Origin of the sequence: Kitasatospora sp. NBC_01287 (assembly GCF_026340565.1) — a bacterium.
Taxonomy (GTDB): Bacteria; Actinomycetota; Actinomycetes; order Streptomycetales; family Streptomycetaceae; genus Kitasatospora.
This window is the reverse complement of the sequence record NZ_JAPEPB010000001.1, coordinates 4,294,752-4,310,911: the sequence shown is the minus strand read 5'-3', so window position 1 is coordinate 4,310,911 and position 16,160 is coordinate 4,294,752. Positions and strand designations below refer to the sequence as shown.

At 71.9% G+C, this 16,160-nt stretch carries 14 protein-coding genes and 1 tRNA gene; 2 read left to right on the top strand and 13 right to left on the bottom strand.

Going from position 1 to position 16,160, the window contains the following annotated elements; genetic code table 11:
* Positions 1 to 328: 328 nt before the first annotated feature.
* Together OG455_RS18285 and OG455_RS18280 are read right to left on the bottom strand one after the other, a co-directional pair.
* A tRNA-OTHER gene (locus OG455_RS18285) sits at positions 329 to 409 on the bottom strand.
* Positions 410 to 454: 45 nt separating this feature from the next.
* Positions 455 to 1,990: an MFS transporter gene (locus OG455_RS18280; RefSeq protein WP_266295037.1), complete on the bottom strand. Its 1,536-nt coding sequence runs from the start codon at positions 1,988 to 1,990 to the stop codon at positions 455 to 457.
* Between the two features lie 1,302 nt (positions 1,991 to 3,292).
* On the opposite strand from OG455_RS18280, the gene OG455_RS18275 reads away from it, so the two are divergent.
* The gene (locus tag OG455_RS18275) at positions 3,293 to 5,626 is read left to right on the top strand and encodes an asparagine synthase-related protein (protein ID WP_266295035.1); all 2,334 of its coding nucleotides are present in this window, start codon (positions 3,293 to 3,295) and stop codon (positions 5,624 to 5,626) included.
* Between the two features lie 102 nt (positions 5,627 to 5,728).
* On the top strand, positions 5,729 to 6,244 hold the full coding sequence (locus tag OG455_RS18270) for a universal stress protein (RefSeq protein WP_266295033.1): 516 nt from the start codon (positions 5,729 to 5,731) through the stop codon (positions 6,242 to 6,244).
* A gap of 39 nt (positions 6,245 to 6,283) precedes the next feature.
* Here OG455_RS18270 and OG455_RS18265 read toward each other — a convergent pair whose 3' ends face one another.
* From OG455_RS18265 to OG455_RS18215, 11 genes are all read right to left on the bottom strand, one after another.
* Entirely contained in the window at positions 6,284 to 6,727 is a 444-nt protein-coding gene (locus tag OG455_RS18265; RefSeq protein ID WP_266295031.1) for a hypothetical protein, read from the bottom strand.
* 50 nt (positions 6,728 to 6,777) lie between these two features.
* Positions 6,778 to 7,179: a barstar family protein gene (locus OG455_RS18260; protein ID WP_266295029.1), complete on the bottom strand. Its 402-nt coding sequence runs from the start codon at positions 7,177 to 7,179 to the stop codon at positions 6,778 to 6,780.
* A gap of 98 nt (positions 7,180 to 7,277) precedes the next feature.
* Positions 7,278 to 8,582: a YrhB domain-containing protein gene (locus tag OG455_RS18255; RefSeq protein ID WP_266295027.1), complete on the bottom strand. Its 1,305-nt coding sequence runs from the start codon at positions 8,580 to 8,582 to the stop codon at positions 7,278 to 7,280.
* A 6-nt stretch (positions 8,583 to 8,588) separates the two neighbouring features.
* Positions 8,589 to 8,894: a YrhB domain-containing protein gene (locus OG455_RS18250; protein WP_266295025.1), complete on the bottom strand. Its 306-nt coding sequence runs from the start codon at positions 8,892 to 8,894 to the stop codon at positions 8,589 to 8,591.
* A gap of 22 nt (positions 8,895 to 8,916) precedes the next feature.
* Positions 8,917 to 10,734: a putative T7SS-secreted protein gene (locus OG455_RS18245; protein ID WP_266295023.1), complete on the bottom strand. Its 1,818-nt coding sequence runs from the start codon at positions 10,732 to 10,734 to the stop codon at positions 8,917 to 8,919.
* Positions 10,734 to 11,306, bottom strand: a complete 573-nt coding sequence (locus OG455_RS18240; RefSeq protein ID WP_266295021.1) for a hypothetical protein — start codon at positions 11,304 to 11,306, stop codon at positions 10,734 to 10,736. Before OG455_RS18240 ends, OG455_RS18245 begins: the two co-directional genes overlap by 1 nt.
* The gene (locus tag OG455_RS18235; protein WP_266295019.1) at positions 11,299 to 11,421 is read right to left on the bottom strand and encodes a hypothetical protein; all 123 of its coding nucleotides are present in this window, start codon (positions 11,419 to 11,421) and stop codon (positions 11,299 to 11,301) included. Before OG455_RS18235 ends, OG455_RS18240 begins: the two co-directional genes overlap by 8 nt.
* 138 nt (positions 11,422 to 11,559) lie before the next feature.
* Positions 11,560 to 12,888: a YrhB domain-containing protein gene (locus tag OG455_RS18230; RefSeq protein WP_266295017.1), complete on the bottom strand. Its 1,329-nt coding sequence runs from the start codon at positions 12,886 to 12,888 to the stop codon at positions 11,560 to 11,562.
* A 5-nt stretch (positions 12,889 to 12,893) separates the two neighbouring features.
* Entirely contained in the window at positions 12,894 to 13,196 is a 303-nt protein-coding gene (locus tag OG455_RS18225; RefSeq protein WP_266295015.1) for a YrhB domain-containing protein, read from the bottom strand.
* 131 nt (positions 13,197 to 13,327) lie between these two features.
* Positions 13,328 to 15,100 (bottom strand): putative T7SS-secreted protein, encoded by a 1,773-nt coding sequence (locus OG455_RS18220; RefSeq protein WP_266295013.1) that lies wholly within the window; start codon positions 15,098 to 15,100, stop codon positions 13,328 to 13,330.
* Positions 15,100 to 15,672: a hypothetical protein gene (locus OG455_RS18215; RefSeq protein ID WP_266295011.1), complete on the bottom strand. Its 573-nt coding sequence runs from the start codon at positions 15,670 to 15,672 to the stop codon at positions 15,100 to 15,102. The genes OG455_RS18220 and OG455_RS18215 overlap by 1 nt, the downstream gene beginning before the upstream one ends.
* Positions 15,673 to 16,160: the final 488 nt, after the last annotated feature.

Sequence of the window (16,160 nt, the reverse complement as noted above, 5' to 3'; positions counted from 1 at the left end):
TCAGTGCCGGCCCGGTCGGGCCGACGTCGGTGGAGGTGACAGTTCGGTGCTCTCTCCGATTGAGCTAGCGGCGGCACGCAGTGCCGCCGCCCGGGACTCGAACCCGGAACCGCCGAAACCAGAAGTAACCCCCGCCTGCGCACCGGGCGCTCCGGCGCGATGCCTCCCGAGTTCTGGACCGGGGCACGGCGGGCTCTGTCAGGAAGCGGCCGGGCTCCGACGCACCGGGAGGTGCGGTGTTGCTCGTTCAGTTGTGTGGGTGTCCAGAGGACCGAAGCGGCGGAGGTGACGAAGCTGCTCTGCCAACTGAGCTACCGCCGGACGGATCCGGCGACCGGGACTCGAACCCGGGACCTGCCCATTAAGAGTGGAAGTAACCCCTGCCTGCGCACCTGGACAGGACCGACCCTAACGAGGGCGGGCGGGCGCCCGCACCCCAATTAGCGCCGCCGCGCTACGCGGGTGCCGCCAGCACCACCCGGGCGCGCTCCGTCAACTCCCGTACCCGGCGCTCGGCTTGGAAGGGCTCCAGGTGCCGCAGCATCTCCAGCACGTACTCCCGGCTGCGCTGCGAGGAGATCCGCCCGGCCACCTCGACCGCGCGCTCGCCGGCCTCGACCGCGGCGTCCAGGTTGCCCGCCTCCGCCTCGGCCATCGCGGAGACCACCAGGCGCAGGCCGTGCGAGCGCACGAAGCCCTCGGTCGGGCGGGCCAGTGCCTCGCGGGTGAACTGGCGGACCTTGGCGGGGACGCCGAGGTCGCGGAAGCACTCGGCGGCGTCGGCGGCCAGCCGGTCGTAGGCGTAGAAGTCGATCCAGGCCGGATCGGGGTCGCCGGGGCGCGAGCGCTCAAGCGCGCTCTCGGCCGCCGCGAGCGCGGTGGAGGAGGCCGCCGCGTTGCCGGCCCTGGCCTGGGCGCGGGCCTCGACCAGGTGGAAGAAGCTCATGGTGCGGGAGGTGGCCAGGCCCCGGTTGCGCTCCAGCGCGGCCTGGGCGAGGTCGACGGCCTCCTCGGCGAAGCCGCGGTAGCAGGCCTGCAGGCTCATCGAGGCCAGCACGTAGCCGCCGAGCGGTACGTCGGCGGCGGCCCTGGCCAGCCGCAGTGCCTGGATGTAGTAGCGCTGGGCGGCCTCGTGCTGGCCGGTGTCGAAGGCCATCCAGCCGGCCAGCCTGGTCAGCTCGGCGGTCGCGCCGAACAGCGCCCGGCCGACCGCGTCGCTGTAGGAGGCGAGCAGCAGCGGGGCGGCCTCGACCCGCAGGCACTCCGGCACCATGGAGGAACGCCAGTCGCCGCCGCCGTACTTGGAGTCCCAGCGGCGCGCCTCCTGGGCGGCCTCGCGCAGCTTGGCGGCGTCGGACTGGCCGACCCGGTAGCCGCTGGAGCGGGGGGTGGGCACGGTGGGGAGGTCGGTGCCGGTGCCGGTGCCGGTGCCGCTGCCGCCGGTGCCGGTCGCGGCGCTGGAGCCGGTCGCGGAGCCGCGGGTGGTCGCGCTGGTGGGCGGCTCGCTCGCGCCGCGCGCCACCGAGCTGTCCACCGGGTTGATCAGCCAGCGGGCCACCGGCGTCGAGTAGGCCGCGACCGAGAAGGTCCCGGCCAGCCCGTCGCTCCAACGTCCGCCGCCGGGGCCGCGCCGCAACTCCAGGTCGACCCGCCACAGGTCGGTGGCGGAGCGCACCGCCTCGGCCACCTCGCGCGGGAAGGCCAGGCCCAGTTCGGGGGTCGGGTCGGTGTCGCCGAGCCCGATCTCCTCCAGCGGCACCGGGCGGCCCAGCTTGCCGCCGATCGCGGTGGCGATCAGGTGTGGCACCGGCCCCTGCGGCACCATGCCCTTGCTCACCCAACGGGCCACCGAGGTCTTGTCGTACCGCAGCGTCAGCCCGCGCTGGGCGCCCAGGTCGTTGACCCGGCGGGCCAGCCCCGCGTTGCTGATCTGAGCCTGCGTCAGCAGGACGCCGAGGCGCTCGTTCGGTCCCCGCGGACTGATGCTCATGCGACGGCACCCCCTTGTTCGGTGTTTGCCGTTCGGTGTCTGCCATTCGGCGTTCGACGACCGGTGGTCGCCGGTCGTGCGGCGCTGCGGGCGGGCCGGCCCGGTGCGGTGGTACCTAGCGTAGTCGGCCGGGTTCCCAGGGTTAAGGGGAAGCATTCCGGATGGCGGGATCGCATAGGGGCATCGGGCGGTGAACCGTGGGCGCCGGGGTGCTCCGGGGGTGGTGTGCCGCCCCGGTGCGCGGTGCCGCGGCGGCACCCGCGGGGCGGGCCGGCGGCGGGGCGGGCCAAGGAGGAGGGGCGTGCTCCGGTCCCGTGTTGACGTGCGCCCACCTGTGCCCCCTGGCCGGGGTCGCTGCTCGGCAGTTCGCTAGGGGCTGTGGGTCGGCCCGCCGTCGAGGACCCGGCGGGCCGGGGGATGCCGCTGCCTCAGTTCCCCGCGGGTGGTGGCCGAGGTCCGGGAGGGCATGCGGATGCCCTCCCGGGCTTGCGCCACTTTTTGGCCATATGGGCATGGCCATGCCGTCACCGGACACTCGACGGGGAGCGGCCCGGGGCGGGCCGGACGGGGGCGGTGAGCAGCACGAGCGAGGTGGGCCCGCCGGGACGGTTCGGTCGGGTGAGCAGCGCGGGACGAGGGCGGCCGACGGGGCCCGGCCGACCGGCGCGCTGCGGGTCATCGGTGCGCCCGGGGCCGGGTGCACCGATCGGCCGCCACCGGGACCGCCCGCCTCGGCCGGGCGCCGCGGATCGGACGCGCGGCGCCCGGGGCGGGGGCGGGCCGGGGCCGGGGCCGGTTGTGCCGGGTCCGGCCTGGGCGCGGGGGCGGCTGAAACCGGTCGGGTCCGGGCGGGTCCGGTTGGGTCTGATCGGTTGCGCTCAGTTGCGCTCAGTCTCCGCCAGGCTTGAACCGGTGAGCCATCAGCAGCTGTTCACCAACCGTCGACTACCGACAGTCCGTCAGCTACCGACAGCCCGCCAGAAGCCGCCCGGTCGACCGTGGGACGCCGTTCCGTCCCACGGTCGACCGGGCACCAGAACCCGGGCGGCCGGCGCCGCGTGCACCCCGGCCCCGCCGCCCGCGCCGCGCGGCCCGGGCCACGGAGGGGGAGGCCCGGCCCGCGCGGCACCCAACGGCGCCCCGGATGCCCGAATTCACCCGTACCTCCCCAGAATCACCCGACCTCCGCCACACCCCCCGGACGCCTCCGCGGTGGCAGCATGTCCCTTGCCCGTCCGCGGCCGGCCCGCCAGGCCCGTCGCGCACGCGGGCGCAGGGACGTCCACACCCGGTGGAGGCGCGATGCGGTGGCTGGCGGGCTGGAGCGGAAGCGCGGCCAAGCTGCTGATCCCGGCCCGCCCTCCGGCCGCGTTCAGGGCCGCGACGGCCGGGCCGACCGGTGCGGGGCCGACCGGTGCAGGGCCGACCACCGCCACCGCGCAGGACGCGCTCGCCGCTCTGGCAGCCGTCCGGCCGCTGGCCGCGACCGCGTTGTGGACCGGCCCCGACCCGCTCTGGGCGGTGGGTGACTGGCGCCCCGAGGAGATCCGTCAGGCCGTCCAACTGCCCGGCACCGGCCACCCCGCCGTCAGCACCGGCCCGCGGCCGGCCGACCTGAGCCAGGACACCGAGTCCGTCTCCCGCCTGCTGGTGCTCGGCCACTGCGGCGCCACCGACCAGGAGCTGGCCGCCGGGCTGGCGGCCGCCCGGGGTGGCGCCGTGCGTCAGCTGACCGGCTGGCCCGGCAGCTACGCCGTGGTGCTGCGGATCGGCACCCGAAGCACCTTGCTGCTCACCGACCTGGCCGGCCTGCAGCCCGTCTTCCACACCCCCTGGTGCGGCGGCACCGCCTACGCCACCGCCGCCCTGCCGCTGGCCGACCTGATCGGCGCGCCGGTCGACACCGGCCACCTGGCCGCCGCCCTCGCCTGCCCCGAGTCCCCCGAGGCGCTCGGCACCGGCACCCCGTACGTCGGGGTGCGCCGCGTGCCGCCCGGCCACACCCTGGCGATCCGCGGTGGGCGCCCGCACCTGACCGAGTACGACGACGAGGGCGCACCCGGCGGCGTCCGGAGCCGCCACGGCGGCGAGGCGCCCGCCGTACGGGAGTTGACCCGCACGCTGCTGGAGGCGGTCCGCTCCCGGGTGCGCAGTGCGCCCGGCGCCGCCGCGGGCCTCGGGCCCCGGCGGCCGCGGATCGGTGCCGACCTCTCCTACGGCACCGCCTCCACCGCGCTCGCACTGCTCGCCGCGGCCGTCCCGATCGGCCCGGGTTCGGGTGCGGGCCTGGGTGCGGGTGCGGGAGTCGGGTCGGCCGTTGATCCTGCTCCCGGGCCGGCCGCCGAGGCCGTCGCTCGCGCGGACGGGGCTCCGCGCACCGGCGCGACCAAGGGCTCCTGGACCCGGCAGGATCCGGCACCCCGGTCGCCCGAACCGGAGCTCCTCACCGCCGTCACCGTCCGCGAGTCTCCCCGCTCCACCCCCGAGGCCCCGGGTGAGGTGGGCCGCTCCCGGCTGCGCCACACCGTCCTCGCCGCCACCCCGGCCGGCCTGCCCTATGCCGATCTGACCGCCGGGCCGCTCACCGACGAGCCGGGCCGGGCCCTGATCACCGCGCCCGGCACCGCGGCCAGGCTGAGCGCCGGCGGTGTCGACCACCTGACCGGACACGGCGCCCGCCAGGTGCTCGACGGCCACCCCGCCCGGCTCGCCGACCTGCTCCGCGAGGGCCGCCCGCGCGAACTGCTCCCGCCGGTCGCCGCGCTGGCCGGCCTGGACCGCGCGCTCGCCGGCACCCTGACCGGCGCCGTCCGCACCCCGGTCACCGTGCTGCGCGCGGCCCGCCGACTGGCCCGCGGCGGCTACGCCGAGGCGCTGGACGACGCCGCGGTGCTGCTGACGGCCCGACGGGGCGCGGTCCGCCGCGGTACCCGCCCCGGGACGCGGTACACCGCCGGGGCGTACTCGGTGGCCGACCTCGCCTGGTGCGTGCCGGGCCCGGCCGCCCGCTTCCTCTCCGACGACGCGCTCGCCTCGGTCGCGCTGCGCCTGCGGCTCGCGGCCCGGGGTCCCGCGCCCGAGCTGCACCCCGGAGTGCGCCGGGCCCGGCTGGCGCTGCACCACCACGCCGGCGCCTACCGGACCTTGGTGCACGCCGCCGAGCAGCACGGCCAGCGGGTGCACGCCCCCTTCTTCGACAACCGGGTGATCCGCGCCGCCCGCCTGCTCCCCGCCGACCTGCGCCTGCAACCCGGCGCCCGGCACGCCCTGCTGCGCGCCGTGCTGGCCGGCGCCGGCCGGGTCGACCTGCCCGCCGACTGGGGCCGCGCCCCGCGCCCCGACCGGGCCGAGGCCGCCCGGGCCGGCCTGCGCGCGGCCGCCGACGCGCTGGCCGAGCTGTTCCAGGAGCCGCTGCTCGCCGAGGCCGGACTGATCGACCTGCCCGCCGTCCGCCGCGCCCTGCGCCGCGCCGCCGACCCCTACGCCGACCTGCCGCCGGGCGCCCTGGACGGCCTGGCCGACGTGGTCGCGGTGGAGCTGTGGCTGCGCCGCTTCGAAGCCCGCCGCCACGGCTCCTGCTGGACCGGCCTGCCGCTGCCGCAACGGCGGGCGGTGGCGGAGGCACGGTTCGCCTGAGCTTGTGCCTGAGCTTGTGCGTGTGCCTGCGCCTGCCGGGATTCGGCCGACCTTCGACGGATCATGGGCTGACTGACACCCCATCAGCCGGAGGCCCCGCAGGTGACCACCCCCGTCTCCACCAGCCCCGTCTCCACCACCCCGCCGGGACCACCGCTGCCCCCCGGCATCCTGGCCGCCTGCGACGGCTCCGACGGCTCCCTCTGGGCCCTGCACCGCGCGATGTCCGAGGCCGAGCGCTACGCCCTCCCCCTCTACGTCCTAGGCGTGGTCAACCCCTCCCCGGGCGGCGGCTACCCCCCGGGCATGGCCGAACTGGTCCAGGAGAGCGTCGAACGCCTCACCGCCAGCATGGCCGACGGCCTGCGCCGCGCCGTCGCGACGGTCGACCGGGCCCGCCCCCAGCCGTTCGGCGGCGAGCTGTCCCTGCACGTCGCCCTGGGCCAGGTGGTCGAGGTCCTCCTCGCGGCCACCCCCGGCCAGCACACCCTGGTCCTGGGAGCCCGCGGCAACGGCGGCTTCAGCCGGCTCCTGCTGGGCTCGGTCAGCACGGCGGCGGTCCACCACGCGGCCTGCCCGGTGCTGGTGGTGCCGGCGCCGGTGGCGGGGGGTGGGTGAGCCTCCTCGACAGTGCTCAGGGCTCCCAGGGAGTTGGCGTCAGGGCTGCACGGAATTGAATGTGACGATTGGTCCGTCTTCGGACTCGTGCACGGCAACCGTGAAACGGGCCTCGGGAAACTGCTCGGCCAGGCGCAAGCGCCAGCAATGTGCGATCGACCTTGCAATGGCGGCCGCGGCGGCCGCCTCTTCCGGTGATTCCCCGTACTCGATCAGCTGCCAGAGCCTCAACTGGTTCAGTACGGCTTCGATCCGAGCGCGGTCACCGGACAGTTCGGCCTGCCAGGCCTCGAAGTTCTGCCGTTCGAAAGCGCGCTCCCAGAGGATGCACCCGTCCACCTCGATGAATTTCGGACCGAAGATCGCCGCGATGGAGATCCAGTCGCCGAGGCTGAAACGGGCCGAGACGAAGTCGAATGAATCGGGCTCCCCGCCGAACTCGCTGCTCCACGAAGCGACCTCGGAGTAGTCGTCGGCTTCCACTGCTGACTCCAATACATTTCTTCGTCGAGCCCATCGCGCTGCCTGAATGTTCAGGTCAGAACAATATTGAAGGAGGTGGCAGGCTGCCTGATCATCCGGCTTCTGGTGCGTCCGGCTTCTTCCGAGATCTTCATGAAGGTGTTCATCTCCTCCGGCTCGTCGGAGAGGAGAAACTGTGATCCCGAGATGACAAGCAGGTAGTTCTCGCTGCCGATCCAAGCGAGATCGCGAAGGCACTCCGAGAACGCGGGCCAATTCCATCCGAAGTACGCAGGGAAGCGCAAGCCCCGGGAGAACTCCTCGAAGACGCCTTGCAGGTCCGTCATCTTTTCGCCGTCGAGCCGTGCGACGAAAGAAGTCCCCTGAGGTGGCAGGGTCCAATACGCCTCATCCGGATTCTTTCCGGCGAATCGGTGGATCCACGGTGATGATGTACTCCAGAGATCTTCCATGACTGTCGCTCACTTTTCGGGTTCATGGCACCGGCCGGGTAGCCGGAGTGGAGCTGTGGCGGGCGTCAGCAGCAAGGCTCACCAGCGCCCGGCGGGCCTCAGCGGTACCGGAGCAGATGCATCGAGCTGACGTCCTCGCCTTCCAGCGTGGCGGGTTCGCCGGTGGTCGGATCCAGCAGCACCAGCCCGCGCTCGGTCAACGCGGCGTTGAGCAGCAGGCCGACCGACTCGCGGCCCCGGCCGTCCCGGCGGCGGACCCAGACCAGGGCACGTACGCCTGTCGGCAAGGTGACCAGTTCGGCCAGTAGGGTGGGCCAATCGGTGTGGTCGGTGACCCGGATCAGTCCGCCTAGCGAACTCATCGTGCGGTCGAGCCAGTCCAGCGGTGCCGGGGCGGGCGGCAGCGGCTGGTCGTCCCGTCCGCTCGACCACTGCGTGTACCAGGTCCAGGGCGAGGAGTTCGGCAGGCTGAACGGTGCGCGGGCGTCCTTGGGGACAACCAGTGCCGCGTCCAGCAGTGCGTCCTCCCGGCGGCCTCCGGCCAGAAAGGCCTGGGTGTTGCAGGCGAACAGCCAGCCGCGCGACCCTTCGTCGGCTGGCTGCGGATCCACCAGGAGGACCTGGCCGCCGTACTGCTGGTCCAGCCATGCCTGCGCCTTGTGCTTCGCCGCGTGGAAGTCTGGGGCCCGGCGGCGCCAGGGCTCCTGAGGTTGTGCCTCCGGCTGCACGTCCCGGCGGAACCGCGCTAGGGTCAGTCGGCGGACGTGCTCCAGCTCCAGGCGTGCCAGACCACCGGCGAGCGGGTCGAGCACCACGGCGTTGCCTTGATTGTTATGGACGTAGAGCAGATGGCCGGTGGCCTCCTCGCCGCCGATCTCGCGCCGAACCCACACCACGCCGCGGGTGTCCGGGCCACTCGCCTGGACGGCACCGATGAGCTCGTCCCAGTTGCCGCAGACGGCCACTTCCGCCTGGCCGAAGTGGTGGCGCAGCATTCGACTCCACCAGCCCGGTGCCTCGTGATAGGGCTGCCACGGCAGCACGCTGCTCCGCACCCCGTCGATCATGCCGTCCATGACCACTACGCAGCCACGGGCGTTGAGGCGGTGCGCCTGGCCGGCCAGGGTCCGTGGCCGCGAATCCTGGCCCAGCGAGGCAAGATCGGCCCACGGCCGGTCGGTGGCCGGGTGGAACGGCCCGGTGCCGTTGACCGGAACCACAAGCGAGGCGCTGAGCATCGGGGTCGGCCGGAACCCCGGCTGCGGCAGCACCCGGCAGCTGTACAAGTACGCCTCGGGCGACTGCGCGACCGGCTGCGAAACCGCCAGTTCCACCTGGCTGCGGTAGGTGGCAGCGAGCCAGCTCCGGGCCTGGACGGTTGCTTCGTTGACCGACAGGGGCACGGGACTTCAACTCTCTGTCTGCTGCCCGGGACGCTCTCCCGTGCCGAGGTAGTGCGTCGTCTGTTCCAGGGTGAAGGCGGTCGGGGCGGGGTGCGCTGGCGATCCGTCCTTGGGGACGACCAGCAACCGGTTGAACGGAGCCTTGAAGATGTCGCCGGTGTCGAGGTGTTCCTGGGAGTCGAACCGTACCGCCCAGGCCCAGTCGTGCTCGACTGTCAGCTCGGGCTGCAGCACGATGGTCATCGGAACGTTTACGTAGTGCTGGTTGAGGAATTCCTTGGCCCGATCGTGGGCCTCGCTTCGGGAGAGCATGCGCGACTGGCTCCTGTGTCAGTTAGCGGTAGGGAAGATATCTGATGCTGTCCGCGGGTTCCAGACGGGCCAGTTTTCCGATCTGGCCGTCCAGGAAGACGACACCGTTCGGATCATTGATCGCGTTGAACACGTGCGCCGTGCCGTCCGAACGGCTGATGTAGACAACGCCGCGAGAGCCCTCTCCGCGCGATTTGAGGTCCTGGATGATGTTGTCGTAAGTGAACGGATTCTCCCAAGTGGCGTTCGGGTTGCCCAGCCGCGCCGGGTCCGGCCAGCGGCCCTCCATCAGCGGATCGGCGGTGGCCTTGATTCCGTCCAGTTGCTTGTTGACCGCGATGACGTTCTCCGAACAATTCTGGTTGTAGCCGGGCGTACCGTCCTCGAAGCGTGGCCGATTGACCTCGCGCATCCACGGGTACTGGTCATCGAGGAACTGCTGGGCGAGCTCCGGGTCCTCGACTGAGCCGGCGTGAATGGCACTGGACTCGATGCCGTCGGCAGGCTTGGCGAGGTGTCCCCATGGTCCCTTCGGCGAGTTGTAGAAATCCCTCAGGTGCGCCCAGCGGGCGTAGTCCGCGGCGTCCTGCGCCGAGATCTGGTCCGCCCCGCCGGCGGCGCTGTCCTTGCCCGCGTTCTCGGCGCCGTTCTTCAGCGCGCTGGTGGCGGCGCTCTCGGTGGAGTCCTTGGCGAGGTTCAGGGCGGCGTCGGCCTCGGTCCCCGCGCCGTCGGTCGCCACCCCGAGCGCGATGTTGGTGAACAGCTTGCCGCCGGCCTCGAACGGGTCGGAGCTCCAGCCGGAGCCGACCAGGGACTTGACCACGTCTACTGGGTGCAGGTCGGCGTGCACCAGGCCGGCGGCGGTCTGGTTGAGGTGATCGAGGTAGGTGGCGGGATGGGTGACGTTGTAGGCGTCCATCGGGTCCAGAGCGCGCCCGAACTTCACGATGTCGGCCCCACCCTTGACCACACCACCGAGCAGGTGGGCGGTCCCCAGCGAACTGCCCTCGTAGAGGTCGACGGCGTCCAGCTTCATGCGCTGGGTGAAGCTCGGCTCGGCGGGCGCCCCGGCCAGAGCGGTGCGCAGCGCTTTGGCGGCCTGGTCGGCGGCGCTGTCGCGCCCGGCGCGGGCGGCGCGCAGCAGGTCGCGGGCGTGGGTGAGGCCGGTGGTGCTGGGGTCCTGGAAGGCGCCGGGGTCGGTGGGCTTCGGGCCCGGGGCGGCGTTCGGGTTCGACTTGGCGGCGGTGTTCCAGGCCTTGGCGGCCTTGTTGTAGGCGTCGACGCTGGTGTTGTAGGCGTCTTGGGCCTGCTGGTGGGCCTTCTTGGCCGCGTTGTACGCGTCGATGGCCTGCTTGGCCTGATCCTGCGCCCAGGTGACGGTGGTGGAGTAGCCGTCCAGGGCGGTGGCGGCGGTGGCGCAGGCGTCGGCGGCGCTCAACCATTGGGCGGGGTGCGGCTGGAAGCGGGTGCGGAACGCGTCGGCGGCCTGGCCCTTCCAGTGGTCGGAGTCCATCGACTGCAGGCCGCCACCGGTCTCCTGGAACGCGTCGTGGAACGTGCGCAGGTGCCCCGCCGAGTCGCTCAACGCCTTCGCGTCACCGTGGACCAGGTCCTTGGGATCATCGGAGTCGCCCAGTTGCATCTCGCCGATCTGCGCGCCGAGGTTGTCGGCGATGTGGTCGCCGAACTTGTCGACGGCGTGGGCGGCGTCGTGCAGGCCGACGAAGTCCAGCATCCCGCCCACCGTGTGGGCGTTCTGGTCGATGACCTTGCCGACCTGCTTCTTACCGTCCTTGTACAACCCCTCCAGGCCGTCCCCGACATCGTCCAGGAACCCCATCAGCCCTTGCCCCCCGGCAGTTCACTCGTCGACACCACGACCCCGGGCAAGCCCGGCAGCGGGGCGCTGTTCTCAAGGTCCTTGCCCTCCGCCGCCCACGCCGCCCGCGAATCGGCCACCGCCTTGTCCAGCGAAGCCGCCGAGTCATCGGGACGGGTGAGATCGGTGTACGGATTGTCCGACCAGGTCCGACCCCAGGACTGCCCCTCGACCTGCTCCTGCGTCAGATCCGGGTCACCGATCGCGGCGGAGACCACGTCCTTGAGCATCCCCGAGGCGTACTGCTCCTGGTCGTAGTACATACCCGCCGACAACCCCAGCCGCTGCGCGATCTCGTTGCCGTCATGGACCAGGGTGCGCACCCCCCAGCTCCACCGCTCACAGAAGTCCGCCAACGCCGACTGCAAACCAGGGTTGCCGACCTGCAACCCCGTCAACCCGATCTCGGAGAACCCCCGCCCACCCTCCGCGCTCTCATCGATCCCCAGCGTCCTCAACTCCGCGATCGCGTCGTTGATCCCCTTCGCCGTCGCCTTCAACGCCTCCGGGTCCACCGCGTAGGAGTCAGCCACGACCCACCACCGCGACATCCGGCACGATCAACGCGGGCAGCGGCAGCTCCAGCAACCGCGACCCGCGGGCCGTCAGAAAAGACGTCAGCTGCGCGAGCAGCCCAGACCCCGACACGCGAGCCCCCATAGCGCTCAGTGATCATGGCAATACTTTCATCACCTTAGCCGACAGTAATGCCGACATGACACTGAGCCTCAAGGCGGACCGAACAGCCTCGCGCAGCGGGCTCCCGCCCGTCAGCCCCCGCCGTCGTCAGCGGTAGCGGATCAGGTGGAGGGCGAGGACGCCCGCCAGTTCCAGGGTGGCCGGTGCGTTGCGGGTGGGGTCGATGAGGAGCAGTCCCGTCCCGGTCTGGGCCGCGTTGACCAGCAGGCCCACGGACTCCCGTCCTCGGGCGTCCTGGCGGCGGACCCAGATGAGGGCTCGCGTGCCGTCCGGGGTGGCTGCCAGCGCGGTGATCGCCTGGTGCCAGCCGCGGTACTCGCTGGTCTCCAGGACAGGGCCGAGCCGCGCCATCGTCGGTTCCAGCCAGGCGGCCGGGCCGGGCAGCGGCAGCAGGTCGAGGCCGTCCTCGCCGGGTTCGCCGCCCAGCCGCCAGCGCTCCAACCAGGTCCAGGGGTCGGAGTTGGGCAGTCCGAAGGGGATGCCGTCGTCCTTGGGCACCACCAGGGCGGCGTCGAGCATGCCCTGGCGCCAGTCACCGCTCCGCAGGAAGGCACTGGTGTTGCAGGCGAAGAGCCAGCCCCGGCCGAGGTCGTCCGCCGCCGTGGGGCCGGTCAGGACCACCTCGCCGTCGTAGGTGTGCTCCAGCCAGGCCGTGGCCTTGCGGACGGCCGCGGACAGCTCCTGGGCCGGCTGCTGCCAGTCGGGACGAGGCGGGCGCTCGCCCGGGACCGGGCGCTGGAAGCGCGCCAGCGTCAGCGAGCGCACGCCGTCGGTCTCCAGCCGGGCCAGGCCGCCGGTCTGGCCGTCCAGTGCCACCACCCGCTGACCGTCGTTCAGGAGGTAGAGCAGGTGCCCGGTGGCCTCCTGGCCGCCCGCCTCGCGACGCAGCCAGACCACACCACGGGTGCCCGCGCCACCCGCACGCACCGATTCCAGCACCGCGTCCCAGTCCGGGAGGGTGGCGACCTGCGGCGTTCCGGTGTCACCGACGAAGTGGCGGTGTACCAGCCGGCCCCACCAGCCCGGGGCCTCGTGCGCGGACCGCCACGGCAGGGCCGTCGCCGCCGCGCCGTTCACCGCCGCGTCCACGCTCACCACGCAGCCGCGCGCGTTCACCCGGCGGGTCCAGTCCTCCGGCGAACGCGGGCCCGGGTCCTGGGCGAGCGCCGCCACATCGCCCCACGGGTCGGCGTTGGCCGGGTGGAAGGGCACGGCGCCGTCCTTCGGCACCACCACGGAGGCATTGAGCATCGCCGTTTCGGGGTAGCCCGGCTGCGGTACGGCGCACAGGCTGAACAGCCAGGCCTGCGGCGTCTGGGCCACCGGGTGGGGGACCGCGAGTTGGACCAGCGGGCCGTAGGTCCGGTGCACCCACTCGGCGGCGCGACGGGTGGGGTCCATGGGAGAGGTGGGCATGGTGTTCAGTGTTCCGCCTCGAATCGGGTGCGCCGGCCGGTGGCCAGGTAGTACTGCTGCATCTCGACATCGAACACGGTGGGCATGAAGTCCACCCGGTGGCCGTTCTTCGGGACGACGACGACGCGAGTGAACAGCGCTTGTGCGAAGTCGCCGGAGTCCAGGTGTTCCTGGGAGTCGAAGACCACCTCCCAAGCCCAGTCGTGCTCCCGCACCCAGTCCGGGCGCAGCACGATGGTCGGCGGCGCCTTCGGGTAGACCCGCGCCAGGAACTCGCGGGCCGCGGTCAGTGCCTCCTGCGCTGTCATCACTCTGCTGCTCCTCGGATCGGGTCATCGGGTCGGGTCATCGGTCGGTCAATGGTGCTTCAGCGGTTGGTCAGCGGTCGGCCCGGACCGCTTGTCCGGACCGCTTGTCCGGGCCGTCAGTGTCCGGGCCGTCAGTGTCCCTGGCGGTAGTGCAGGAACCGGAGTTCCTCGATGCCCTTCTGTTCCAGCCGCCCCAGGGCCCCGGTCTGACCGTCCAGGAAGATCACCCGGCCACCGCTGTTGATCACGTTGAACACGTGTCCGCTCGTCTCCCGGTGGATGATCACCAGGCCGCGGGCCCCATCACCGCTGGTACTCATGGAGTTGATGATCTCGTCATAGCTGTCGACCGGCCGGGAGGTCATACCGGGAGCGCCGACCTCGGCAGCGTTCAGCAGACGCGGCGCGGACAGCGGCGCGGTGTCGACCTCGATACCGTCGAGCCGGTGATTGACCGTGCCCGCGTTGTTGGTGCAGTTGTAGGTGTAGCCCGGGGTGTCGGTCTCCCAGCGGGGCTTGTTGATCGTCTTCAGCCACGGGAACTCCTCGTCGATCAACGCGTCGGCGGCCACCTTGTCCATGGAGCCCGCGTGGATGGCCTGCGCTGTGACGCGCGTGTCGGGGAGTTTCATCGCTGGTGGCGCTGGTGGCGCTGGTGGCGCGGCGGGGGCCGGTTCCTTCGCCGCGTCCGTCGCGGCGTTCTCCGTCGTGCTGTCGCCGAGCTTGGTGGCGGCGGTCTCGGTGGTGTCCTTGGCGGCGTTCAGGGCGGCGTCGGCCTCGGTTCCCGCGCCGTCGGTGGCGGCGCCGAGGGCGAGGTTGGTGATGAGTTTGCCGCCGGCCTCGAAGGGGTCGGAGCTCCAGCCGGTGCCGGCCAGGGACTTGACCACGTCTACTGGGTGCAGGTCGGCGTGGACGAGGCCGGCGGCGGTCTGGTTGAGGTGATCGAGGTAGGTGGCGGGATGGGTGAGGTTGTAGACGTCCCACGGGTCCAGGCCGCGAGCGACCTTCACGATGTCGGCCGCGCCCTTGATGATGCCGCCGTACACGTGGGCGACACCCATGGTGGAGCCCTCGTAGAGGTCGACGGCGTCGAGCTTCATGCGTTGGGTGAAGCTCGGCTCGGCGGGGGCGGTGGCCAGGGCGGTGCGCAGCGCCTTGGCGGTGTTGGCGGCGGCGGTGTCGCGGCCGGCGCGGGCGGCGCGTAGCAGGTCCTGGGCGTGGGTGAGTTGGGTGGTGCTGGGGTCCTGGAAGGTGCCGGGGTCGGTGGGCTTCGGGCCCGGGGCGGCGTTCGGGTTCGACTTGGCGGCGGTGTTCCAGGCCTTGGCGGCCTTGTTGTAGGCGTCGACGCTGGTGTTGTAGGCGTCTTGGGCCTGCTGGTGGGCCTTCTTGGCCGCGTTGTACGCGTCGATGGCCTGCTTGGCCTGATCCTGCGCCCAGGTGACGGTGGTGGAGTAGCCGTCCAGGGCGGTGGCGGCGGTGGCGCAGGCGTCGGCGGCGCTCAACCATTGGGCGGGGTGCGGCTGGAAGCGGGTGCGGAACGCGTCGGCGGCCTGGCCCTTCCAGTGGTCGGAGTCCATCGACTGCAGGCCGCCACCGGTCTCCTGGAACGCGTCGTGGAACGTGCGCAGGTGCCCCGCCGAGTCGCTCAACGCCTTCGCGTCACCGTGGACCAGGTCCTTGGGATCATCGGAGTCGCCCAGTTGCATCTCGCCGATCTGCGCGCCGAGGTTGTCGGCGATGTGGTCGCCGAACTTGTCGACGGCGTGGGCGGCGTCGTGCAGGCCGACGAAGTCCAGCATCCCGCCCACCGTGTGGGCGTTCTGGTCGATGACCTTGCCGACCTGCTTCTTGCCGTCCTTGTACAGCCCCTCCAGGCCGTTGCCGACGTCGTCCAGGAACCCCATCAGCCCTTGCCCCCCGGCAGTTCACTCGTCGACACGACGACCCCGGGCAAGCCCGGCAGCGGGGCGCTGTTCTTGATGTCCTTGCCCTCCGCCGACCACGCCGCCCGCGAGTTCGCGGCGGCCTTCTCGAACGAACCCGCCGAATAGTCGGCATCGCGGACCTGGGCGTACTCGTTGTCCGACCAGGTCTGACCCCAGGAACGGGACTCCACCTGATCCTGCGTCAGATCCGGATCACCCATCGCGGCGGAGACCACGTCCTTGAGCATCCCCGAGGCGTACTGCTCCTGGTCGTAGTACATACCCGCCGACAACCCCAGCCGCTGCGCGATCTCGTTGCCGTCATGGACCAGGGTGCGCACCCCCCAGCTCCACCGCTCGCAGAAGTCGTCCAACGCCGACTGGAGACCCGGATTGCCGACCTGCATCCCCGTCAACGCGATCTCGGAGAAGCCCCGCCCACCCTCGGCACTCTCATCGATCCCCAGCGTCCTCAACTCCGCGATCGCGTCGTTGATCCCCTTCGCCGTCGCCTTCAACGCGTCCGGGTTCACCTCGTAGGAGTCAGCCACGACCCGCCACCACCCCGTGAAGCACGTGTTCCCCGTTCGCGGCTTCTCCATCAGGCGGGCGTACCGGTGACAGTTCGTCCCGGAACTCGTCCACTGGCGCAGTGCCGTGCCGCTGCCACGCCTGTACTGCCGCCGGCTGCGCGAACAACCTGGATCCCGGCACGCGAGCCCCCTGTACATTCGGTAAGCTCATCATCTTATCTGACGGCAATACGGAAACGACACTGAGTATCAGTCACCACTGGTACTTCGCAGATCACTTGCCGACGAACGCGCACGAACAGTGCCAGGGTGCGTCGGCGGACTCCAGGTGCTCCGGGGAGTCGGAAGAGGGCCTCCGATTTCCAGGCGTGCTCCCGCACCCACTCCGGGCGCGGCACGACGGGGGCGGCGCCTGCGGGTCGGCCCGCTCCAGGAACCCGTGGTCCGCAGCCGGTGTGTCCTGTGCTGTCATCACTGTGTTGCCCCCCGTGCGGTTCAACGGCCGC